The sequence below is a fragment of the Halorussus ruber genome (genome assembly GCF_004765785.1).
Lineage (GTDB): Archaea > Halobacteriota > Halobacteria > Halobacteriales > Haladaptataceae > Halorussus > Halorussus ruber.
Genome location: NZ_SBIT01000001.1, coordinates 271,389 through 292,257 on the forward strand (window position 1 = coordinate 271,389; position 20,869 = coordinate 292,257).

A 20,869-nucleotide genomic window follows, 5' to 3' on the forward strand; every position below is an offset into this window, starting at 1 on the left:
AAAGGGGAACCGGTAGCGAATCGGAGACGCGAGCGCGCGAGAAGCTAGCTACAGGCTTGAACACAGGAGTCTACCGCCCCGCACCGCGACCGCGGTCCTCACACCTCCCCAACCTCGTGGCCACGCAAGGCGGCCACGTCCCTCGCACGTCGATGGTGCGACACGAGGTCGCACCAGCGCGCGCCGAGGCGGTGGGGTCCGTTCCTCACGACACCTCGAAATCACTCTTCGCCGTAGCTCTCCCGGAGGTAGGCGTCGATGTCGCCGACGAGTTCGGCGTCGTAGGTCCAGAACCCCCGGAAGGAGTTCGGCCCGGACGCGACCTCCTCGGCGAGGAGCGCGCAGGCCTGCCGGTCGTCGCCCCCGCCGTCGAAGACGACGAACCAGTGGGCGGCGATTTCCTCGGCCTCCTCGGCGTGGACCGTCGCGTTCTCCGTCTCGGAAATCGACTGGGCGGTGGTCCGGTCCGGTCGGGCGTAGGCGTGAACGTCGAGGTCGGATTTCGAGGCGATCGACTCGTATCGGTCGCGCTCGGTCGCAAACCGCGAGAGGGTCTGGAAGCCGCTTCGGAGGGTGCCCCGGCCCTGCCGGTAGGCCCGGTCCTCGATTTCGCGGGTCGCCGCGAGGAGCTTTCGCCTGTCGAAGGAGACGAAGGTGGTGTCCGCGAGCAGGTTCATCGGGAGCCGAACCCCCTCGTTGGGTCCGAAACCGACCTCGCCCGGCGAGACGAACTCGCGGACCGCGCTCCGGGCGAGGCTTCCGACGAACTCGCCGTCTCTGGTCACGACGACGAACCCGCCCGAGCCGTCGTCGGGGAGCGGTTCGTGTTCGACCGTGACGTTGCGCGTCTCGAAGTACCGTTCCAGCGTCTCGTCCGGGGCGGGCGCGAACACCGTAATCGTCCGGCGATACGACGCGACTTCGTCCACGAACTCTCGGAGCATCATTCGTCGTTGGGTTCCTTTTCGTTGCCCGACTCCCGTCGGTCGGAGTGGTCTGGCTCTCGGTCGGCGAGTCGCTCGTAGACCAGCGACTTCTCCAAGATGGCGTCCGCCATTTCGGGCAGGGACTCCGCGGTGACGGTCTTCGAGTCGAAATCGTACCGAACCAGTCCGGCGTCTTCGAGCGCCGGGAGGTCGGCGTGGTGGAGCGAGACCATCACGCGCTGTCGGTCTTCCGGGGTCACGATTTCGGGGTCGGCCGCCCGGGCCTGCGTCCAACTCGCCACGACCGTCGCCAACTCCGCTAGCGTCGCTGTCTCTCTGTCCTGCAGGTAGTAGAGCGCGTAGCGACAGTTGCTCCGTCTGAGGGCGTCGAACAGTTCGCTGACCGACTCAGCGGGGCCGTCCGGTCGGTCCTCGACCATCGTCGTGTGTTCTTGCGGCTTGGTGACAATGAGTGTTCGGTGTTCGAATCGGCTACCCGTAGGTCTCACGGAGGTAGGCGTCGATGTCGCCGACGAGTTCGGCGTCGTAGGTCCAGAACCCCCGGAAGCGCCCCGAGTCGGGAGGGTCCTCCTCGGCGAGGAGCGCGCAGGCCTGCCGGTCGTCGCCCCCGCCGTCGAAGACGACGAACCAGTACGCGCCGATTTCGGTGGTCGGGTCGGCTGTGTCGCTCTCCTCGCCGCTCTCTCCGTCCACGGCGTGAATCGTCACGCCCGACACGTCCGGCGACCAGTCGCGCTCGCCGTAGACGTGAACGTCGAGGTCTGATTTCGCGGCGAGGGTCTCGTACACGTCGCGCTGGGCCTTCAGCGCCTGTAGCGCCTGAAACCCGGTTCGGAGGGTGCCCCGGCCCTGCCGGAAGGCCCGGTCCTCGATCTCGTGTGCCATCACGACGAGTTGGCCCTTGTCGAAGGAGACGAAGGTGGTGTCCGCGAGCAGGTCGAGCAACGCTCGCATCGCCTCGCTCGGGGCGGACTTGGCGTCTGCGGCGGTCGGCGAGACGAGGGTCCGGATTGCGGCCGCGTCGACGCTCCCGACGAACTCGCCGCCCTCGGTCACGACGACGAACCCGCCCGACCCGTCGTCCGGGATGTCCTCCTGCTCGACGGTCACGTTTCGAGTCTCGAAGTGGGATTCCAGCGCGTCGTAGCGCTCCGGCGCGAACACGGTGACTCTCTTCCGGCGCTCGGCGACGCCGTCGAGGAACTCGCGGAGGCTCACGGTCACTTCCCGGTCCGCCACCCGAAGCGCCGCTCTTCGGGCCGGTCGGGCGCGTCCCGTTGCTGTTCGAGAGAGGTGTCGAGAGCCGCCTCGACGATTTCGGGAAGCGACTCGACCGACACGTCGCCGGTCTCGGGGTCGTAGCTGACGAGGTCAGCTTTCGTGAGTTCCGGCAGGTGAGCGTGGTGGAGCGCGACCAGCAGTCGCTCGCGCTCCTCGGTCGTGACGACTCGACTCGCGTCCCCGCGGGTTCCGAGCCACCCGGCGAGTATCGTCGCCAACTCCGCTATCGTCGCGGTCTCCCTGTCCCGCAGGTAGTAGAGCGCGTAGCGTCGATGCACGTCCGAGAGGACCCGAAACGCCGCATCGACCTCGGCGGCCGTGTCGGTGTTCGCCGAGTCAGAGTCCGAGGAGTCGGCGTCCGTCGAGTGAGAGTCCGACGAGTCGATGTCTGGTCCGTCGGAGGTCATAGTCGAGTCGAATACGACACGAAAGACCATTAACCATTCGGCAGCGGTAAGACCGGTCGCTGGCGGAGCGACTGTTGCGGTAGTGGTCGGCGGGAAGTGGTAGTGGTAGTCCGCGGGAAGCGCCAGTGGTGATTGACGACAGGAGGCGGTGGTCGGAAGGAGCGGGTACCGACGGAATGTGAACGACAAGCGGGGTATTCAAATGCGTCGTGCCCTAACTGGTTGGTATATGGCTAAGTACTCGACTGGCGGGTCGTCCGGCGGCGGTGGCGGCGGCTCGTGCGAACTCTGCGGGAAGTCGAGCGACTCGCTGACCGAGGCCAACGTGGCCGGAGCGCAGTTGCAGGTCTGCTCGGAGTGCGCGTCGCACAACGACAACGCCAAGACCGACTCCGAGACCGACCGCGAGCGCGAACGCAACCGCAAGGCGGCCCAGAACACCGCCAAAGCGAGTGGCGTCTACGACGGCGATTCGAGTCGCTGGGAGGAAGAGGGCACCAACTACGACGACGACCCGCTCCCGTATCTGGTCACCGACTACGGCGAGAAGGTAGAGCGCGCCCGCCAGGACGCTGGCCTCCAGCGCGACGAACTCGCCGAGGAGCTGGAAATCTCCGAGAACGACCTGCTGGCGGTCGAACAGGGCCGCGCGAATCAGGCCAACGTCGCCGGGTCGCTGGTCGAGGCGCTCGAAGACCGCCTCGACGTGCAACTGGCCGAGGAGCGGTGAGCTTTCTCGCGGACTACTGACCCCGCTCCGTCGTTGGTTGCGCGGTCCTCGCTGTCGATTGCGACGGTATCATTCAGCAGAGAGAAACAATATTGTTTGGTAAGGAATTGTATATAATACTTTAACCACGATGTACGTTTTCATATCGTCTCGATGTGCCAGTAGAGATACCGACGTGCGAACTCGTGGCGGTGGTCGAACCCGCAGTTCGGACACCCGAACCCGCTCGTCTCGTCCTCGACGACCGGATAGACGTACCCACAGTCGTTTTCGCACTCGGTGCCGCTGTACGTCTCGGCGAACGCCGCCGAGACCTCCTGATAGTCGTGGTCCTTCAGATGCCGCCGTCCGTCGCGCTTCAACTCCTCGACGGCCTCCGACCGCAGTACGGCATCGCAAGCGGGGCAATCGAATCGAAAGTCCGTCTCGAATGGGGTTTCTACGGTCATCTCATCCGACGAGGACGGCCAGAAGGTCGTCGAGCAGTTCGCCGCCACGATACCGGACGGTGTCGGTCCCCGAGTCGAGTTCGACCACGCCGTCGTCCGCCAATCGCGGCAGTATCCTGTGGTGGAGTCCGACTGCCACGCGGTCGCGGTCGAGAGCGTCCGGGTCACGAGCGAGGACGCGGTCGGCGAGGTCGTCGGTCGATAGCTCAGTCCCGACTGTCGTGTACAACGTTTCGAGGACGTAGCGCCGCCGCTGGTTACCGAGCAGGTCGAACGCCTGATTGAGCGTCCTGTCGTCCATCGCACTCACGTTCGGTCCGCCGTTCCATTCTTCCAACTCTCCCTCTGAATCAGCGTTAGACACACCTACGCTAGCCGCCCGATACGGAAAACCTTAAGAGATTTTCACTAAAGAACGAGTTTTGATTAACTGGGTGAAGTGCCTCGGGGTCAAACCCCGAGGCTTCCTGTTTCCACGACACGCTTTGCAGAGTCCACGAGGGAATCCACAGGGAGCGCAGTCTCCGCAGGCGTGGATTCGGCCTCTCCCACTCCTACTCGGTGGCGACAGAGCATCTGACCGTCCGTGTTTTTGGACTCTAAGCCAGACGCAGATTACGTCGTCACACCTTCTTGTTTGAAGTATTTCGACTTAATGGTTTGGTTCACGAGTTGTCGGCTTCATCCACGGGGTCAAGCCCCGTGGCATTCGCCTCGCACCACCTGTAAACTCCTTTGCTCGGGCGGCGAGTCGGTTCAGTCGGATTTCTGCGACTCCCACAATCTTATTCACGCCGTCCGTGGTGGGTCGGGGTATGGACATCGGTGTACTCACAGTCCCGCTCGGCGGACAGTCGCTGGACGACGCGCTGGCGTACCTCCACGGCATCGGAGCCGATGCCGTCGAACTCGGATGCGGGGGTCACCCCGGCGACGACCACCTGCCCCGCGAGGAGTATCTGGACAACGACGAGGCCCGGAACCACCTCTTCGACCTCCTCGACGAGTACGAGATGCGCATCTCGGCGCTGGCGACCCACAACAATCCGCTCCACCCCGACGACGAGACCGCCGAGGAGGCCGACACCGAACTCCGAGAGGCCATCGAACTCGCCGACCAGTTGGACGTGGACGCGGTGACGTGCTTCTCGGGGCTTCCCGCGGGGAGTCCGAACGACGAGACGCCCAACTGGATTACGGCCCCGTGGCCCGGCGAACACGCCGAGGCCCACGAGTACCAGTGGGAGGAGGTCGCCATCCCCTACTGGTCGGACATCGCCGACCACGCCGCCGACCACGGCGTCGATGTCGCCATCGAGATGCACCCCAACATGCTGGTCTACGAACCCTCGGGCATGCTCCGCCTGCGCGAGGAGACCAACGACCGCATCGGCGCGAACTTCGACCCCAGCCACCTCTACTGGCAGGGCATCGACGTGACCGACGCCATCCGATTGCTGGGCGAACACGACGCCATCCACCACTTCCACGCCAAGGACACCAAGGTCTACGACGCGCAGGCCCGGACGAAAGGCGTCCTCGACACGACGCCCTACGACGAGGAGGCCGACCGCTCGTGGCTGTTCCGCTCGGTCGGGTACGGCCACGGCGAGGAACACTGGAAGGACATCGTCAGCACCCTCCGGATGGTGGGCTACGACGGCGCGCTCTCCATCGAACACGAGGACTCGCTGACCAGTTCCAACGAGGGCCTGGAGAAGGCGGTCGCCATGCTCCAGCGCGCGGTGTTCCGCGAGCAACCGGGCGAGGCCTACTGGGCCTGACTACAGGTCCGCCAGCGCCGCCTCGGGATAGAATGGCTCGCCGTCTTCTTCCAACTCGCAGACCGGCTTCCAGACGCACTCGAACGCCTCGCCATCGGGTTCGGAGGCGGTGAACTGCTCGCGCTGGTAGGGCCAGCCGTCCGAAATCTCGACGTCGTAGACTCGCCAAATCTCGTGTTCGGCCCGGCCCTCGAAGGTGAACACGTTTTCGTAGGTTCCGAGAGAGGAGATGTCGGCCAGTTCGACGCCCAACTCCTCGCGGAACTCCCGGCGGAGGGCCTCCTCGCTGTGTTCGCCGAACTCCACGCCACCGCCGAGGAGGTAGTAGAACGATTCGCCCGCTGTTGGGTCGCGCTCGCGGGCCACCAGTAGCTCCTCGGTCCCGCCGCGCGTTCGCCGGACGAGGCCCCGCGCGACGACTCGGATAGCGCGCTCGGTCACGGATTCGGGAGAATGTCCGATTGGTTAAAAAGTGTTTCAATCCCTTCCCGGGTTTTCTGGGTCCTGTGACCCGCTCAACCGGTTCGACCGCTCTGGACTTCTTCGTCAGCCATCGCCAAAACCGTACAGGTCAATTCCCGAATTCCGGTGACGCCAACAGCATTTTTCCCCTAGTCCGTGGTAGTCTCACGCATGCCGGAATCAGTACCGTCAGACCTCGCCGACCAACTCGTCAGTACCTGCCGGACCGCCGTGGGGGACGAACTCCGGAGCGTGACCTACTTCACCGACGACGAGGAGGAACAGATCTACCTGCGCGACGACCTCGAATCCGACGCCGACCTCGTGGGGTTCGCCGACAACGAGCGACTGGGCTTTCACTCCCAGTCGCTGTATCAGGAGACCGAACTCGGCCAGTACCACTTCACCATCCGGGTGTTCGACTACGGCTACCTCACGCGGGTCATCGTCGGCGACCACGGCGCGTTCGTGACCACCGACCCGATGGAGATGGACCGGTTCAAGGAACTGGCCTCGGCGGTCGAGTCGGTCCTCGGCGAGGAGGAAGGCGACGAGGCGAGCGGGAGCAAATCGACCGAAGCCGAGGAGTGACGGAGAGAAAGTTTGGGAGACGACGAAAACGAATCCAATCGCTCCACACCTCCACCCTCGACGGTCGCCGAGGGCTACGACCTGCTGGCCGAGAGGGCCCGAGAAGCCGACGGCGACCTGCATCGCGCGGACAGCCCGTGGGGCGACAGCCACTTCCAGCGACACTACTCGTGGCCCGCGACGGAGCGCGTGCTTCCCGACGTGTCCGACGAGCGAGTCCTCCTCGCGGGGTGCGGCCGCGGCGACCACGTCGAGTGGTTCCGCGAGCGCGGGGCGGGAGTCGTCGGCGTGGACGCCAGCGCGGAGGCGATTCGGACGGCCCGCGAGCGATTCGGCGACGTAGCGGCCTTCTCCGTGGCGGACATCACCGACTCACTCGACTTCGAGGCCGGCGCGTTCGACCTCGTGTTCAGCAACCTCGTGCTGAGCCACGTCGAGGAGTGGACGCCGGTCTTCGAGGAGTTCCACCGCCTCCTCTCGCCCGACGGGCGACTCGTGTTCACCACGGTCCACCCGGAATACCTCCGCGCTGGCACCGACGCGAACTACTACGAGGTCGCCGAGTTCTCGAACAGTTGGCCGGGCGTCGAGATTCCGACCTTCTACCGACCGATTGGCGCGATTGTCGGGGCGCTCCTCGGGGCCGACTACCGACTCGACGCCTTCGAGGAGCCGAAACCCGAACCCGAATTTCGGGACCACTACCCCGACCGGTACGAGGCCGCGATGGACGCGCCCGAGATTCTGGTGGTCCGAGCGCGTCGCGGGTGAGAGACCGCTGGCGAAATTCCGCGCCTGCCTGAACTACTAAGCGTCTCGCTACAGTACACCGCCACGATGACGCTCACAGTCGGAGTCCTCGGCTACCGGTTCATGGGCAAAGCCCACGCCAACGCGATGGCGCGATTACCGATGTTCTTCCCCGACGCGCCCGAAATCGAGCGCCACGTCCTCGTCGGCCGCGACGAGGCGGCGCTCGCGGACGCCGCCGACCAGCTCGGGTTCGAGACCACCGCGACCGACTGGGAGGACGTCGTGGACGAGGTGGACGCCTTCTACAACCTCGGGCCGAACCACGTCCACGCCGAGCCGTCCATCGCCGCGCTCGAAGCCGGGACCCCGGTTCTCTCGGAGAAGCCGCTGGCCAACGACCTCCAGTCGGCCGAGCGCATGGCCGAGGCCGCCGAGTCGGCGGGCGTCCCGACCGCGACCGCGTTCAACTACCGGTTCGTCCCGGCGATTCGGTACGCGAAGAACCTCATCGAGGACGGCGAACTCGGCGAGATTCGGCACTTCCGGGGCACCTACATGCAGGACTGGCTGGCCGACCCCGAGGCCCCGTGGTCGTGGCGCAACTCCGAGGAGATGGCCGGGAGCGGGGCGCTGGGCGACTTGGGTGCCCACACCATCGACCTCGCGCGCTTCCTCGTCGGCGACGTGGAGCGCGTCTCGGGCCACCTCCAGACCTTCGTGGACGAACGCCCGGTGGAGGGCGATGGCGACGAGACCGAGATGCGCGAGGTCACGGTGGACGACGCCTACTCCGCGCAGGCCGAGTTGGAGGGCGACGTGATGGCGACCTTCGAGGCCTCGCGGTTCGCCACCGGGCACAAGAACGACCACAGCATCGAGATTCACGGCTCGAAGGGGAGCCTGAAGTTCTCGCTGGAGCGCCTGAACGAACTCGAAGTTCTGCGGGAAGGGAACCGGGGATACGAGACGATTCTGGTGACCGACGCCGACGACCCCTACGTCGAACACTGGTGGCCGCCGGGCCACGTCCTCGGGTGGGAACACACCTTCGTCCACGAGAACTACGAGTTCCTGAGCGCCGTTGACTCAGGCGAAGCGTATCATCCGAACTTCGCCGACGGTCTCGCAGTCCAGCGGGCGCTGGCGGCGATTCAGGAGAGCGACGAGAACGGTGAGTGGGTCGCGGTGGAGTAGTCGGTCGAAGTCGATGAAGCCGAGCGAACCGAATCCCAGTAGCGCCCCCAAGACGAACAGGAACACCGTTCCGAGGTCCGGCATGCCGAACGGGTGGATGAGCATCGCGCCCGACCCCCAGACCGTGAGCGTGTAGCCGTAGGCTTCGGATTCGGCGACGAGATTGTGCGTGAGCCTGTCCGTGGGGTCCATCGAGAAGGATAACCTCGGGAAGTCCCTTCGGCCTGCTGACTAAACCGCCACGCGCTCGGGGTCCTCAGAACTCGCGGACGCCCTCGTCGGTCACGACCGAGTCGAGGAGGTCGGTCGGCGTCGCGTCGTAGGCCGGATTCTCGACGGAGAAGCCCTCTGCGGGTTCGCGCAGGACCTCGCTGGGCGAGCGGAAGTCGTTCTCGAACCGGAAGCCCTCGCCGACCAGCTTCGCGGAGGAGCCGACCACCGTGACGGGCACGTCGGTCCGGTTCGCGGTCGCGGCCAGCGGGAAGGTCCCGACGCGATTGTAGAGGGTGTCGTCCACGATGCAGTCCATGCCGATGAACACGCGGTCGCACTCCGGCAGGTAGTGGCCACAGGCCCCGTCCACGACGAGGTGGGCGTCCACGCGGTCCATCTCGGCGAGGGCGCGGGCGGTCTTGCGACCGAGGTAGCGCGGCCGGGCCTCGGTGACGTAGACGGTGACGTACCGGCCCTCCGAGACCGCCTGCTCGATGGCCTCCAGCACCGTCGAGGAGTAGTCGTGGGTCAGGATGGTCGCGCCGTCCTCCACGAACTCCGTGGCGTTCTCGGCGGCCCGGCGCTTGGCTGTCTCGACCTGCTGGACCACGTCGTCGATGGCGTCGGCGAGGGTGGCTTTGGCCTCCTCGACAGTCCCGGCGTCGGCGTCCTCGACCATCGAGACGATGGCGCGCTGGGTCGTCACCAGCGAGGCGTGGGAGGGGTTGGCACGCCGGAGCGCCGACGAGTTGCGTTCGAGGTCGCGCTCGAAGTCCTCGACCGAGGCGAAGTCGCGTTCGAGCAGGTCCTCCAGCGCGCGGGCGGCCTTCACCGCGACGACGGAGGAGCTATGGGTCTGCATCTCGCGTATCTCCTCGACCGTCTCGTCTATCATACCCGAATGCTCTCTTCGGCGGGCCAAATGTCTTGCTCCTCGGGGCGCGGGCGGAGATTCACGACGGGGAGTCGGGACCGACTCGGGGTTCGCTCTCGAACAGTTTTCTTCCACTCCGGCGCGCGCTGGCACGACCTCCGTGTCGTGCCATCGGCGTGCGAGGGACGAGTGAGCGACCAGCGGGAGCGAACGAGGAGGCTGGGGAGGCGTGAGGCACGCGCTCAGTGGCACTTTCACCTGCAAACGCTTGACTGAGCAACTGCCACGGGTGGATGAAGGGGCCGCCCGGTCGCGTTCATTTCAGTCGTTGCTCGGCCGCTATCCGAGGTCGGGCGGTGCGGAGAGACCGAGGATATGCCGAGCAACGACTGCGACCGGACGGGGGCTTCAAGAAAACTCCACGATGACAATTCTGCGGTTCGTGCTCACGGTCACGCCACAACGAAGCGACCGAGTAGAGGCTTGCGACCGAGTAGAGGCTTCAGAAACTACCATCGCTAATCGGTTCTCAGTCTTCGACCTGATTCTCGTTCACCTTCGATCCGATTTTCCTAGTCGTCAATCGAAAGTGCCCGGCCCACCTACAACACACCATGACCGAGGTCCGCTACTACTGCCCGCGCTGTGGGGCAATCGCCACCCTCGACCGCGAGGGGTACCTCGCCGACAAGTGCGTGACGCCGACGCCGCTGGACGGGTGGGAGTACGCCGACGCCTACGACGACTTCGAGGAGGCGGACGGCGTGAAAATCGTCTGCGGGGCCGACGAGACCGAGGGCGAAGGCTGTGGCGAAGTCTACTACCTGAGTTTCGTGAAGTACGAGGAGGGAACAGAGATAGACCCCAAAGACCGGTCGTTCGTGCCGCCGTCGGTCGAAGGGCCGTCGATAGACGACCCCGACTCGGACGACGACGGCCCGCGGTTCGACTTCAAACCGTAGGTCACCCTCGAATCGCGGGTCACTCGTCGCAGGGCGCTCCGGATTCGGACTCCTCTGCCTCGGCGTCCGCTCGCTTGCGGGCCTTCAACCACTGGTCGAGGAGTTCCCGAATCGCGGCCTCGCGGTTGTCCCGGTGGTCCGCGAACGCGATGTCGTCGATGCGGTCGAGTTCCTCCTCGGAGAGTTCGAGGGTGACCGACTCCATGTCGAGGTGGTCCTGGTGCATATTGGAAACTCACCGCAGAGCGAACACAAATAAATACGTCAGACGAGCGGCCGACGCGGACGAAGCGAGTCGGGCAAAAGAGTAGTAGTCGAGAAGAGAGCGGGAGTCGAGAAGAGAGCAGTCTATTTATCGCGTTTCGACCAGTGTGGCGGGGGTCTCGACCACGTCGGTCGGCGTGCGGACGAACATCGCGTGGCCAATCATCCCGGCCGAAATCGTGCCAGCGAGCGGGACGGCGGCGGTGAGCGCGAACCCGGCGGTGGTGAGGAGCGCGGTCAGACCGAGGAGGGCGAGCGGGATGAGGCCGAGAACGAGGTCGTAGTAATTCATACTATATACTACGCTCTATGGGTATATAAATACATTGGGTTGGAAAGAGAGTGGTTCAGAAAATAATCTACATAAGTTATGAGCTCGCCGAGAGCGAGGCCCGTCGCTCGACGGACTCACGACCACCGCCACAAAAGACAGCTATAGAGTTATTTAGAAAATAAAAACAAGTTCGAGAGAATGAATTAGATTGCTAGCTCGGTTTCTCCTCGCTCAGTCGCTCGCGCGGCGCTCGACCACCACCTCCTTGGTCTGTTTGGCGTCGATGCCGAACAGGAACCCGGAGATGAACAGCAGTTCGTTGCCGAGGTAGTACCGCTGGACGATGTGGTCCAAGAGCGTAATCTGGGGCGTGGCGACCCCGAGAATCACCAGAACCAGCGCGACGAACGCCGCCAGCCCCGCGAACCAGCGGACGACCGTGCCCGAGACGAATCCGACGACGAAGACGACGAGTGCTTCCAGAAGGGCCATCGTCTCGCCGTTCGCGGGGCAGCCACATCAAATTCCGGGCAAACTGGTGGTTCCGCCCTCGAAAAATAAGAAATAACTGATATTTCCAGCAATGCATATTACACTTCGGATTGCATAATCAGGCATGACCGAGGAGGGTGGGGAAACACCACCAGACTCTGACAGCGTCATCGTCCACCGCGAACTCTTCGAGGGCCAGCTTCCGGGCGACGCCGACGACCCCGAGATCGACATCGCGCGAATCGTCGCGGACCTCGAAGGCGAGGACCCGACCGACATCGGGTCGCTGTACGACACCATCGACCACGTGGTCGAACACCTGTTCTCGAACCCGCCGCCAATCGAAGCGCAGGCCGAACTGGCGTTCACCTTCGAGGGCTACCGCATCGAACTCTCTCAAGACGGGCGGGCGACGTTCCTGAAAATCGACTAGGTGTGTTTTCAGGCCTCTTCTTCGCTCTGTCGCGGCAGTTTGGATTCGGGAGACGAACCGCACCACGACAGAATACGCGGCTGTGAACGCTTCTTGAAGCCCCCGCCCGGTCGCGGTCGCTGAGACGACCACGGGCCTAACGGCCACCGGCGGACAAACCGCGTCCGCCGAGCAGTCGTTCGCTTCGGTCACGACGGCCGCGACCGGGCGGTCCCTTCATCCCCCGGTGGACTGGTCGAGGAAGCTCTTTCTCGGTGGTTTGTTTGGCCGAGCGTTTGCTTGTGGTCTGTTCCACCGAGCGCGCGCTGGCCGAAATCAGGTGTCCGGAGCTACCCCTTGATGTTACAGACCGGGAAGGTCCGGGCCACCTTGTCGCCGATGCCCAGCGCGTCCGAGACCCGAACCACCTCGTCCACGTCCTTGTAGACGCCCGGGGCCTCCTCGGCGACCGTGGCACCGCTCTGGGCCTTGACGTAGATGTGTTCCTGCTCCAGTTCGTCCTGCACGTCGCCGCCCCAGTAGTCCTTCTTGGCCTGCGTGCGGCTCATCGTCCGGCCCGCACCGTGGGCGGTCGAGCCGAAGGTCAGGTCCATCGAGTCCTCGCCGCCCCGGAGGACGTAGCTTCCCGCGCCCATGCTTCCGGGGATGATGATGGGCTGGCCCACGTTGAGGTACGCGCCGGGGACCTCCTCGTGGCCCGCCGGGAAAGCTCTGGTCGCGCCCTTCCGGTGGACGTAGAGTTCTCGCTCCTCGCCGCCCTCGACGGTGTGGGTCTCCTTCTTGGCGATGTTGTGGGCCACGTCGTAGAGGAGGTCCATGCCCATCGACTCCCAGTCGTTACCGAAGACCTTCTCGAACACCTGCCGCGTGCGGTGCATGATGAGTTGGCGGTTCACCCACGCGAAGTTGATGGACGCGCACATCGCGTCGTAGTAGTCCTCGGCCAACTGGCTCCCTGCGGGCGCGGCGGCGAGTTCCTTGTCCGGAAGCTGGTCCAGCAAGCCAGCGTGGGCCTTCTCGATGTCCCGCAGGTAGTCGGTGCAGACCTGATGGCCCAGCCCTCTGCTCCCGCAGTGGATGAGGACGACGATTTGGCCCTCCTCCAAGCCATACGCGTCTGCCACGTCGTCTAGATACGTGTCGGTCACGCGCTGGACTTCGAGGAAGTGGTTGCCCGACCCGAGGCTTCCAATCTGGTTCTTGCCCCGGTCCTTGGCCTTCTGGGACACCTTCGAGGGGTCCGAATCGTGGCGCACGCCCTCGTCCTCGCAGTGGGCCAAGTCCTCTTCGACGGCCCAGCCCTCTTCGAGCGCCCACTCCATCCCTCGGTCGAGGATGGCCTCCACGGTGTCGATGTCGCCCTCGACCACGCCGCCCCCGCCGAGGCCCGAGGGGATGTTGGCGAACAGCGCGTCCAAAAGCTCCTCCTCGCGGCCCTTCAGGTCCTCGTATGTCAGGTCGGTCTTCATCATCCGGACGCCGCAATTGATGTCGTAACCGACCGCTCCCGGCGAGATACAGCCCTCCTCGGCGTCGATTCCGGCCACGCCGCCGACCGGGAAGCCGTAGCCCTGATGGCCGTCGGGCATGCAGACGTTGTACTTCCGGACCCCCGGCAGGTGCGTCGAGTTCTGCAACTGCTCTAAGGTCTTGTCGTCGGCGATTTGGTCGAGTAGCTCCTCGCTGGCCAGCACTCGCGCCGGGACGCGCATGTCCCCCTCTCGGGGAATCTCCCAGACGTAGTCACGGACCTTCTGTAGCGTGACCTCGCCCGCCTCGTAGGTGTCTCCCGCGTCGTTGTCGGTCATACTCGCCAGTTGGTCGCCCTGCCGGAATACGTTTCGCCATTCGTCTCTGCGCGTGACGTGTCAACAGCGGTGCCCCTCGCGCCACGCTCTCGCACTCACACGTCGAAGACGACGTAGGCCCGCCATCCCGACTCGGTCTCCTCTAAGGCCATCTCGGAGTAGGTCACGGCCTTGATTTCGCGGGCCGAGATGTCTGCGAGGGGGAGACCGCGGGCGCTGGCCTCCAACGCCCATTCCCCACTTTCCCCGTCCTCGTCTCCCCTCTCTGGCTCTCGAATCTCCACCTCGTTGTCCACGGGGAGGACCGACCGCACGTCTCGCTCGTAGATGAGGTCGTCGAGATAGTCGAACAGCAGGGCCTCGCGGCCCTCGGCGCGGACCTCGAACTCGAAGCGCTCGCCGCCCGCCTCGGGAATCTCCTCGCACATCGCGGCCGCCAGTCCGTCGCCCGCCGCGGCGAACACCGATTCGAGGGTCGGCCCGGTCGCCTCGACCGCCACGTCGGCGGTGTGGTCCCGAAGTTCGTAGCTCATACCGGTTCTCACGAGGCGACGCCGGAAACTGTTTCGCCATCGCTTCGGGTCGAGTACCGGCGACCGACGCGCGCGGGCGGTGGAATTATATTGACCACGGGCTTACGGCAAACTAGTGAGCGTCAACGTCGATTTCGAAATCGCCCGCCCCGGCGACGATAGCTACGTCGAGGCGGCGTGGCGGCTCAAAGAGCGCATCCGGCGCGAGGAGGACGTGCTGAAACAGCGCAAGGGATTTTTCACCGACGCGTATCGGCGCTCGACGGTCCACCTCCTCGTGACGCGCGAGGTCCGCGGCAGTTCCGAGCGGGGGAGCGGCGGGGGCGACGAGACACTGATGGGGTTCGCGGCGGTCCGGCGCGACGGCTATATCCTCTTTCTCGCCGTCAGCCCGGAGTTCCGCGGCGAAGGAATCGGCAAGCGCCTCGTCGGACAGGTCGCGGAGAACCACGACAGCGTCACCTGCCACGCCCGCGCCAGCAATCAGAACGCCCTCGGGTTCTACGAGCATCTCGGGTTCGAGGTCGAGCGACACATCGAGAACTACTACGAGGACGGCGGCGACGCCTACTACCTCAAACTCGGTGGGAACGGCGGCCTGACCCAGAAGATTTCGGAGTTCATGCGGGGCTGAGGTCGGCCGGGCCGAAGTCGGTCTGTTCGACTGGTCGCGCTACTGGAGGTACTCCCGTCGCTGGAGGACGTAGACAGTCCCGACCAGCGGCGAGAACGGGAGCGCCCCGAGCATGTACAGCGCCCGGTTGGGCGACCACTGCACGTCGGACTCGGCCACCGCGGGCGCGTCGAAGAAGATGCCGACTTCCACGAGGAGCAGGGTCAGAAAGCCTCCGAGGATGAGGACGACGAGTCCGAGTCCGCTCAGGACTGCGAGGAATCGCACCTCGGTCGCCAGATAGAGGCCGATGCCGAGTATCGTCAGGATGGACAGCACCATGTTCACCGGTCCGGCGTACACCAGATAGTGCCACGGGAACCCGTCGTCGGTCGGCGAGTCGGTCTCGGTCGAGTTCGTCTCGACGTTCATACCCGGTTCTGTCTCGTCGGTAATTTAATCGTACCGATATTTGGTGAGGGTTCCCGACCGAGTAGCGATTAGGTAGCGTTTTAGGGTCCGCCCGAGACAGCAAAACAGCATGGAAGAGCGCACCCGAGCGTACCTCCGCGGTCGCTTCCGCGACCACTACCGACGGAGCGAGCTGACGCCGCCGCCGGACCCGCAGTTCCGCGAGTGGGGCTACATCCCGTGGACGACGGGGCCGACGACGATGGTCCGCCACCAGTCGCTGCTGGAACTGGGCGAGGTTGGCGATTTCCTCCAGCGCGAACGCCCGCGCCACGTCTACTTCTCGGCCGGGCGCTACGACGACCCCGGCGCGGACGACATGGAGGAGAAGGGGTGGCGCGACTCCGATTTGGTCTTCGACATCGACGCCGACCACCTGACCGGCGTGGACCCCCAGCGGGACTCCTACGGCGAGATGCTCGCCGAGGGGAAAGAAGAGGTCCTGAACCTCGTGGACCTGCTCGAAGACGACTTCGGCTTCTCGGAGCTGACCGTGGTCTTCTCGGGCGGTCGAGGCTACCACGTCCACGTCCGCGACGAGGGCGTTCGGGGCCTGAATCGGGACGAGCGCCGGGAAATCGTGGACTACATCCGGGGTGAAGGTGTGAATTACGAATCAATTATTCAGAAGAAGCAACGGGTAACAACAACTGCTCGTGTAATTCCGAACGAGGGTGGTTGGGGCCAGCGCATTCATAATACCCTTCTTGCGTTTACTGACGAACTACAGAACCGTGACAAAGATAGCGCATTGAAACGATTGGAATCGTTCGACAGAATTGGCGGTGAACGAGCAGAGAAAATTCTAGAAGCTGTTTACGACGATTATGAGAAAATTAAGTCCGGTAATATCGAAAAAGGAGGACAGGGGATTCGTATCTTAATTAAACATCTCATAAAGGAAACTGTCGAATCCCAGTCGGCCGCCATCGACGAACCCGTCACCACCGACCTCCGGCGGCTCATCCGCCTGCCGGGGAGCCTCCACGGCGGAACCGGACTGAAGGTCATTCGCATCCCGCGCGACGAGGTCGAGGCGTTCGACCCACTCAGCGACCCGGTTCCCGAGACCTTCGAGGGCAACGAGGTCGCAATCGAGGTCACCGACCCCGGCCCGGTGGAACTGAACGACGAAAGCTTTACCCTCTCGGACGGTGACGTATCGGTTCCGGAATACGTCGCGGTGTTCCTGATGGCCCGCGGTCGGGCGGAGAAGGGGCGCGAATGAGTACGACCACGAAACTGACTGGACAAACATGACGGGACGACGATGAATCTGGACGAACTCCGCACGGTACAGAGCAAGGAGCGGTCGAAAGACAGCCTCCAGCACCTGCGGGAGTCGTTTTACGCCGACGTGGCCGACTACATCGCCGACCTGAAAGACCAGCGCGAGCGGGCGGCCGAGCAGGCAGATAGCCCGTTCGACGACCCTGAGGTCAACCGCCTGACCGACGAGGTCAACACCGCCGAGGACGTGGTAGAAGCGATTTACGAGCGCCGCGTCGGCAAAATCGTCAAGCGCGCGAGTCTCGCCGCGGCGGGGATGCCCGCCGACGAGGAGGGCCTGACCAGCGAGGAGCAGGACCTCTTCGAGGGACTGGTAGAGCGCATCGAGTCGAACAAACAGGAGGTGCTGGACATCCTCGCGGGCGAGGCCGAACCACACTCCGAGTCGCCGACCCCGACGCCCGCTGACGACGCCGCGTCGGGCGCAGGCGGAGACTCGACTCCTGCGGCGACCCCCGACCCCGGCGACCCGCCTGTCGGGGATTCGTCCGCTCCCGGCGCGGGCGCAGACGACTCGGGCGAGGTCAGCGCCGCCGACGTGATGGGCGAGACCGACGCCGGAGCGAGCGCCGGGAGTCCGGCGACTGCGTCGTCGGACTCCGGCGCGGCGGGGTCGGACGGAGATTCGGACGGCGCGCGCCCCGCAGCCGCCGAGGCCGCCGCGATTGCCGACGCACCAGACGAGAGCGGGCCTGACGCGGACGGACCTGACGCGGAGACAGCTTCGCCTGGGTCGCCGGACGAGTCGCCGTCCGAAGCAGACCCGGACTCCGAACGTGGTGACGAGGACGGCCCGCTTTCGGGTCTCGCCGAGCGCACGACCGTCCGCATCACCGACGACGTGGGCGAGATTTTCGGCGTGGACGAGCGCACCTACGATTTGGCGCGCGAGGACGTGGTGACCCTGCCCGAGGCGAACGCCGCGCCGCTCGTGGAGCGCGGCGCGGCCGAGGAACTGGAGTGAGGCGACGGCGATTTTCCCGCCAGACGCAGACGGCGTAGCGACCGCTTCGGAAATATACGGATTTATCTAAGAAACGAAAACGTTTCCAAAAGAACGAAAATTGTTTCTTCAATCGGCTTGCGCTCGGCGAGCCAATCCACCCGAGTCACCGCAATCGACCGCGACCGAGGAGCGGCGGCGCGGCGCTTCGCGCCGCGCAAGCGACGAGCGAGCGGACCAAGGGAGGACCAAAGCGAACGAAGTGAGCGGCGGGACGACCGCCGTGTCGTCGGGAGCAAAGCGACCGACTGCTCGGAAGACGCGGTTTGTCTTCCGGTGTTTTTCATGAACGTTTTGCCAGGGAGAGCGCGCCTACGGCGCGCTCGACCGCGGCAAAAGGTTCTACTGGAAGGTCCTTCCGAGCGTGTCCTCCTCGGTCGCGGGTTCCGCGGAGTCGAACTCCTCTTCGATTTCCTCGTAGCGTTCCTTGGTCTCCTCGGTGACGCTCGGGGTCACCTCGTCCAAGGCCTGCTCGAAGTGGTCCTTGCTGATGCGGACGTTACCCACGCTGTCGCCGATCTCCTCGGGGTCCACGCTGTTGATGAACTCCCGGCTGGCGGCCATCGAGGCCTCGCGCGTGACGGCCTCGATGTCCGCGCCGACGTAGCCCTCGGTCTCGCTGGCGAGCCAGTCGAGGTCCACGTCGTCGGCGACCGGCTTGTTCCGGGTGTGGACCTCGAAGATGGCCTTACGGGCCTCCTCGTCGGGCACCGGGACGTGGACGTGGCGGTCCAAGCGACCGGGGCGCAGGAGCGCGCTGTCGATGAGGTCCGGCCGGTTCGAGGTGGCGATGACGACCACGTCCTCCAGTTCTTCGAGGCCGTCCAACTCGGTCAGCAGTTGGGAGACGACCCGCTCGCTGACCTGCGTGCCGCCGCCCCCGCCGCTTCCGCGCTCGGTGGCGATGGAGTCGATTTCGTCGAAGAACACCACGGTCGGGGCGTTCTCGCGGGCCTTGCTGAACACTTCGCGGACGCCCTTCTCGGACTCGCCGACCCACTTCGACAGGAGTTCCGGACCCTTGATCGAGATGAAGTTGCTGTCGCTCTCGTTGGCGACGGCCTTCGCCATCAGGGTCTTGCCGGTCCCGGGCGGGCCGTACATCAGCACGCCCTTGGCGGCCTGCATGTCGAGTTCCTCGAAGACCTCGGGGTAGTCAAGCGGCCACTGGATGGTCTCGCGCAACCGCTCTTTGGTGTCCTCCAGTCCGCCGACTTGGTCCCACGTCACGTCGGGGACCTCCACGAACACCTCGCGGAGCGCCGAGGGTTCGATGCCCTTCAGCGCCTCCTTGAGGTCGCGCTCGGTGACTTTCAGCGATTCGAGCACGTCGGCCGGAATCTCCTCCTCTTCGAGGTCGATTTCGGGCCGGATGCGCCGGAGCGCGTTCATCGCGCCCTCTTTCGCCAGATTTTCGAGGTCAGCGCCGACGAAGCCGTGGGTGTTGTCGGCGTACTCCTCTAGGTCCACGCCGTCCGCGAGGGGCATCCCGCGAGTGTGGACCTGCATGATTTCGAGGCGGCCCTCGCGGTCCGGCACGCCGATTTCGATTTCGCGGTCGAACCGACCGGGACGCCGGAGCGCGGGGTCCACCGCGTCCACGCGATTCGTGGCGGCGATGACCGTGACCTCGCCGCGGGATTCCAGCCCGTCCATCAGCGAGAGGAGTTGCGCGACGACGCGCCGTTCCACGTCGCCACCGGCCTCCTCGCGTTTCGGCGCGATGGAGTCCAACTCGTCGATGAAGACGATGGCCGGGGCGTTCTCCTCGGCCTCCTCGAACACTTCCCGGAGCTTCTCCTCGGACTCCCCGTAGTACTTCGACATAATCTCGGGGCCCGAGATGGTCTGGAAGTGGGCGTCGATTTCGTTGGCGACGGCCTTCGCCATCAGGGTCTTGCCCGTGCCGGGCGGGCCGTGGAGCAGGACGCCCTTGGGCGGGTCGATGCCGAGCCGACTGAACAGCTCGGGGTGGCGCATCGGCAACTCTATCATCTCGCGGACCTGCTCTAGCTCGTCTTCGAGGCCGCCGATGTCCTCGTAGGTCACGCTGGGCGTGCCCTCGGGTCCGCCAGCGCCGCCGCCCTGCGCGATCTCCTCGGCGGCGCGCTCGCTGATGTTGATTTCGGTCGAGTCGGTGACGACCACCGTCCCCTCGGGGTCGGTGCTAGCGACTTTCAGCGGGATGGACTGGCCCGAACCCATCCCCATCAGCCCGAAGCCGAACGGGACGTTCTGGCCCTTCGTGATGGCCTGTCCGCTCAGCTTGTCGCGGACGTGCGGCGTGATGTCGCCCCGAATCTGGAGGTTCTGGGGGAGCGCGATGGTGACGGAGTTCGCGGGCTTGACGTCGGCCTTCTCGATAGTGACCTTGTCGTCGATGCCGACCCCCGCCTCCTGTCGCAGCTGTCCGTCGATGCGGACGACTCCCCGGCCCTCGTCCTCGGGGTAGCCCGGCCAGACGCGGGCGACGGCCCGGCCCTGACTCTTCCCCTCGATGACGATGTAGTCGCCGTTCTCGACGCCGAGTTCGTGCATCGACTGGCGGTCGATGGCGGCCAGTCCGCGCCCGGCGTCCTTCTGTTTTAACGGCTTGACAGTGAGTTTCATAGTCCCACCTCGATAGTGAGGACGCCGTTGGTGATAAACGCTTGTGCCCCACCGTCGGGCAGTTGCAGCTCGATTTGGCGCGAGCCCTCCTCGTCCTCGAAGACGACGATTGCCACGTCGTCGAGGATATCGACGGAGGCGTCGCCCGCGACGCCGAGGTCAGCGACGAGGACCTCCTCGTCGCCGTAGTCGTAGCGCCGGGCGAACACGTCGTCTCTGTCGGCGATGTGCTGTAGTGACATTTTGATGCTAACCATAGGTTAGGGATTCTAATACTTAAATCTTTCTCCAAAAAATCGCAAGAAGGCGACGGGGTATCTGGATACGGCCTGAATTGCGGTTCGGATGGCGAGCGCCGGGTGTATCACGAAGACTGAACTTTCGGCCGAACCGACTGCGCTCCGGACCGAGGACGACTCCGTTCCTGACCG

Annotated in this window: 27 protein-coding genes and 1 pseudogene; 10 read left to right on the forward strand and 18 right to left on the reverse strand. The window is 64.9% G+C overall.

All coding sequences use genetic code 11. From position 1 onward, the window contains the following. Positions 1-221: 221 nt before the first annotated feature. From EPL01_RS05890 to EPL01_RS05905, 4 genes are read right to left on the reverse strand one after another with little or no spacing between them, the layout of a single operon-like run. Positions 222-944: a DICT sensory domain-containing protein gene (locus tag EPL01_RS05890; protein WP_168215824.1), complete on the reverse strand. Its 723-nt coding sequence runs from the start codon at positions 942-944 to the stop codon at positions 222-224. Then, a complete protein-coding gene (locus EPL01_RS05895; RefSeq protein WP_135824329.1) occupies positions 944-1,366 on the reverse strand; it encodes a DUF7344 domain-containing protein in 423 nt (140 codons plus the stop codon). The genes EPL01_RS05890 and EPL01_RS05895 overlap by 1 nt, the downstream gene beginning before the upstream one ends. A gap of 52 nt (positions 1,367-1,418) precedes the next feature. Next, positions 1,419-2,186, reverse strand: a complete 768-nt coding sequence (locus EPL01_RS05900) for a DICT sensory domain-containing protein (protein ID WP_135824330.1) — start codon at positions 2,184-2,186, stop codon at positions 1,419-1,421. After that, positions 2,168-2,635: a DUF7344 domain-containing protein gene (locus tag EPL01_RS05905; protein WP_135824331.1), complete on the reverse strand. Its 468-nt coding sequence runs from the start codon at positions 2,633-2,635 to the stop codon at positions 2,168-2,170. The genes EPL01_RS05900 and EPL01_RS05905 overlap by 19 nt, the downstream gene beginning before the upstream one ends. 229 nt (positions 2,636-2,864) lie before the next feature. Between EPL01_RS05905 and EPL01_RS05910 the strand changes: the two genes are divergently transcribed. Then, on the forward strand, positions 2,865-3,365 hold the full coding sequence (locus EPL01_RS05910; RefSeq protein ID WP_135824332.1) for a helix-turn-helix domain-containing protein: 501 nt from the start codon (positions 2,865-2,867) through the stop codon (positions 3,363-3,365). A 140-nt stretch (positions 3,366-3,505) separates the two neighbouring features. Here the strand turns inward: EPL01_RS05910 and EPL01_RS05915 are convergent, their stop codons facing one another. The 3 genes and pseudogenes from EPL01_RS05915 to EPL01_RS22685 form a co-directional block, all read right to left on the reverse strand. Next, positions 3,506-3,814, reverse strand: coding sequence for a hypothetical protein (locus EPL01_RS05915; RefSeq protein WP_135824333.1), 309 nt, complete (start codon positions 3,812-3,814; stop codon positions 3,506-3,508). 1 nt (position 3,815) lies between these two features. Next, complete coding sequence (locus tag EPL01_RS05920) at positions 3,816-4,178, reverse strand: DUF7344 domain-containing protein (protein WP_135824334.1); 363 nt, start codon at positions 4,176-4,178, stop codon at positions 3,816-3,818. A gap of 86 nt (positions 4,179-4,264) precedes the next feature. Next, positions 4,265-4,375 (reverse strand): annotated as a pseudogene (locus EPL01_RS22685) (RNA-guided endonuclease InsQ/TnpB family protein); the annotation flags it as partial. A gap of 254 nt (positions 4,376-4,629) precedes the next feature. Here EPL01_RS22685 and EPL01_RS05925 point away from each other — a divergent pair. Continuing rightward, positions 4,630-5,598, forward strand: a complete 969-nt coding sequence (locus EPL01_RS05925) for a sugar phosphate isomerase/epimerase family protein (RefSeq protein WP_135824335.1) — start codon at positions 4,630-4,632, stop codon at positions 5,596-5,598. On the opposite strand, the gene EPL01_RS05930 is transcribed toward EPL01_RS05925, so the two are convergent. Beyond that, positions 5,599-6,039 carry an NUDIX hydrolase gene (locus EPL01_RS05930; protein ID WP_135824336.1) on the reverse strand — a complete coding sequence of 147 codons (441 nt, stop codon included), beginning with the start codon at positions 6,037-6,039 and terminating at the stop codon, positions 5,599-5,601. Between the two features lie 192 nt (positions 6,040-6,231). Between EPL01_RS05930 and EPL01_RS05935 the strand changes: the two genes are divergently transcribed. The 3 genes from EPL01_RS05935 to EPL01_RS05945 all read left to right on the forward strand — a co-directional run bounded on the left by EPL01_RS05935 (position 6,232) and on the right by EPL01_RS05945 (position 8,598). Beyond that, positions 6,232-6,651, forward strand: coding sequence for a DUF7522 family protein (locus tag EPL01_RS05935; protein WP_135824337.1), 420 nt, complete (start codon positions 6,232-6,234; stop codon positions 6,649-6,651). 12 nt (positions 6,652-6,663) lie between these two features. Further along, entirely contained in the window at positions 6,664-7,422 is a 759-nt protein-coding gene (locus EPL01_RS05940) for a class I SAM-dependent methyltransferase (protein ID WP_135824338.1), read from the forward strand. Positions 7,423-7,488: 66 nt separating this feature from the next. Continuing rightward, positions 7,489-8,598, forward strand: coding sequence for a Gfo/Idh/MocA family protein (locus EPL01_RS05945; RefSeq protein WP_135824339.1), 1,110 nt, complete (start codon positions 7,489-7,491; stop codon positions 8,596-8,598). On the opposite strand, the gene EPL01_RS05950 is transcribed toward EPL01_RS05945, so the two are convergent. Next, entirely contained in the window at positions 8,491-8,790 is a 300-nt protein-coding gene (locus EPL01_RS05950; protein ID WP_135824340.1) for a hypothetical protein, read from the reverse strand. The genes EPL01_RS05945 and EPL01_RS05950 overlap by 108 nt on opposite strands. A gap of 64 nt (positions 8,791-8,854) precedes the next feature. Further along, on the reverse strand, positions 8,855-9,706 hold the full coding sequence (locus EPL01_RS05955) for an eIF2B alpha/beta/delta subunit family protein (protein ID WP_135824341.1): 852 nt from the start codon (positions 9,704-9,706) through the stop codon (positions 8,855-8,857). A 593-nt stretch (positions 9,707-10,299) separates the two neighbouring features. Here EPL01_RS05955 and EPL01_RS05960 point away from each other — a divergent pair. Further along, on the forward strand, positions 10,300-10,647 hold the full coding sequence (locus EPL01_RS05960) for a DUF7969 family protein (protein WP_246045634.1): 348 nt from the start codon (positions 10,300-10,302) through the stop codon (positions 10,645-10,647). Positions 10,648-10,666: 19 nt separating this feature from the next. Here the strand turns inward: EPL01_RS05960 and EPL01_RS05965 are convergent, their stop codons facing one another. The 3 genes from EPL01_RS05965 to EPL01_RS05975 form a co-directional block, all read right to left on the reverse strand. Continuing rightward, positions 10,667-10,873 (reverse strand): ribbon-helix-helix protein, CopG family, encoded by a 207-nt coding sequence (locus tag EPL01_RS05965; RefSeq protein WP_135824342.1) that lies wholly within the window; start codon positions 10,871-10,873, stop codon positions 10,667-10,669. Positions 10,874-10,999: 126 nt separating this feature from the next. Next, positions 11,000-11,203 (reverse strand): DUF8015 family protein, encoded by a 204-nt coding sequence (locus EPL01_RS05970; protein ID WP_135824343.1) that lies wholly within the window; start codon positions 11,201-11,203, stop codon positions 11,000-11,002. Positions 11,204-11,416: 213 nt separating this feature from the next. Continuing rightward, entirely contained in the window at positions 11,417-11,677 is a 261-nt protein-coding gene (locus tag EPL01_RS05975; protein ID WP_135824344.1) for a hypothetical protein, read from the reverse strand. Positions 11,678-11,801: 124 nt separating this feature from the next. Here EPL01_RS05975 and EPL01_RS05980 point away from each other — a divergent pair, with 124 nt between their 5' ends. Continuing rightward, entirely contained in the window at positions 11,802-12,110 is a 309-nt protein-coding gene (locus EPL01_RS05980) for a HalOD1 output domain-containing protein (protein ID WP_168215825.1), read from the forward strand. A gap of 329 nt (positions 12,111-12,439) precedes the next feature. Here EPL01_RS05980 and EPL01_RS05985 read toward each other — a convergent pair whose 3' ends face one another. Further along, on the reverse strand, positions 12,440-13,918 hold the full coding sequence (locus EPL01_RS05985) for an RtcB family protein (RefSeq protein WP_135824345.1): 1,479 nt from the start codon (positions 13,916-13,918) through the stop codon (positions 12,440-12,442). Between the two features lie 95 nt (positions 13,919-14,013). After that, positions 14,014-14,451 (reverse strand): archease, encoded by a 438-nt coding sequence (locus tag EPL01_RS05990; RefSeq protein WP_135824346.1) that lies wholly within the window; start codon positions 14,449-14,451, stop codon positions 14,014-14,016. Positions 14,452-14,566: 115 nt separating this feature from the next. On the opposite strand from EPL01_RS05990, the gene EPL01_RS05995 reads away from it, so the two are divergent. Further along, positions 14,567-15,085, forward strand: a complete 519-nt coding sequence (locus EPL01_RS05995) for a GNAT family N-acetyltransferase (RefSeq protein ID WP_135824347.1) — start codon at positions 14,567-14,569, stop codon at positions 15,083-15,085. Positions 15,086-15,124: 39 nt separating this feature from the next. Here EPL01_RS05995 and EPL01_RS06000 read toward each other — a convergent pair whose 3' ends face one another. Next, the gene (locus EPL01_RS06000) at positions 15,125-15,496 is read right to left on the reverse strand and encodes a hypothetical protein (protein WP_135824348.1); all 372 of its coding nucleotides are present in this window, start codon (positions 15,494-15,496) and stop codon (positions 15,125-15,127) included. Positions 15,497-15,605: 109 nt separating this feature from the next. On the opposite strand from EPL01_RS06000, the gene priS reads away from it, so the two are divergent. Both priS and EPL01_RS06010 read left to right on the forward strand, forming a co-directional pair. Further along, positions 15,606-16,763, forward strand: a complete 1,158-nt coding sequence (gene priS / locus EPL01_RS06005) for a DNA primase small subunit PriS (RefSeq protein ID WP_135824349.1) — start codon at positions 15,606-15,608, stop codon at positions 16,761-16,763. A gap of 42 nt (positions 16,764-16,805) precedes the next feature. Continuing rightward, complete coding sequence (locus EPL01_RS06010) at positions 16,806-17,789, forward strand: hypothetical protein (protein WP_135824350.1); 984 nt, start codon at positions 16,806-16,808, stop codon at positions 17,787-17,789. Between the two features lie 381 nt (positions 17,790-18,170). On the opposite strand, the gene EPL01_RS06015 is transcribed toward EPL01_RS06010, so the two are convergent. Together EPL01_RS06015 and EPL01_RS06020 are read right to left on the reverse strand one after the other, a co-directional pair. Continuing rightward, positions 18,171-20,438, reverse strand: a complete 2,268-nt coding sequence (locus tag EPL01_RS06015; protein WP_135824351.1) for a CDC48 family AAA ATPase — start codon at positions 20,436-20,438, stop codon at positions 18,171-18,173. After that, complete coding sequence (locus EPL01_RS06020; protein WP_135824556.1) at positions 20,435-20,680, reverse strand: DUF7127 family protein; 246 nt, start codon at positions 20,678-20,680, stop codon at positions 20,435-20,437. The genes EPL01_RS06015 and EPL01_RS06020 overlap by 4 nt, the downstream gene beginning before the upstream one ends. Positions 20,681-20,869: the final 189 nt, after the last annotated feature.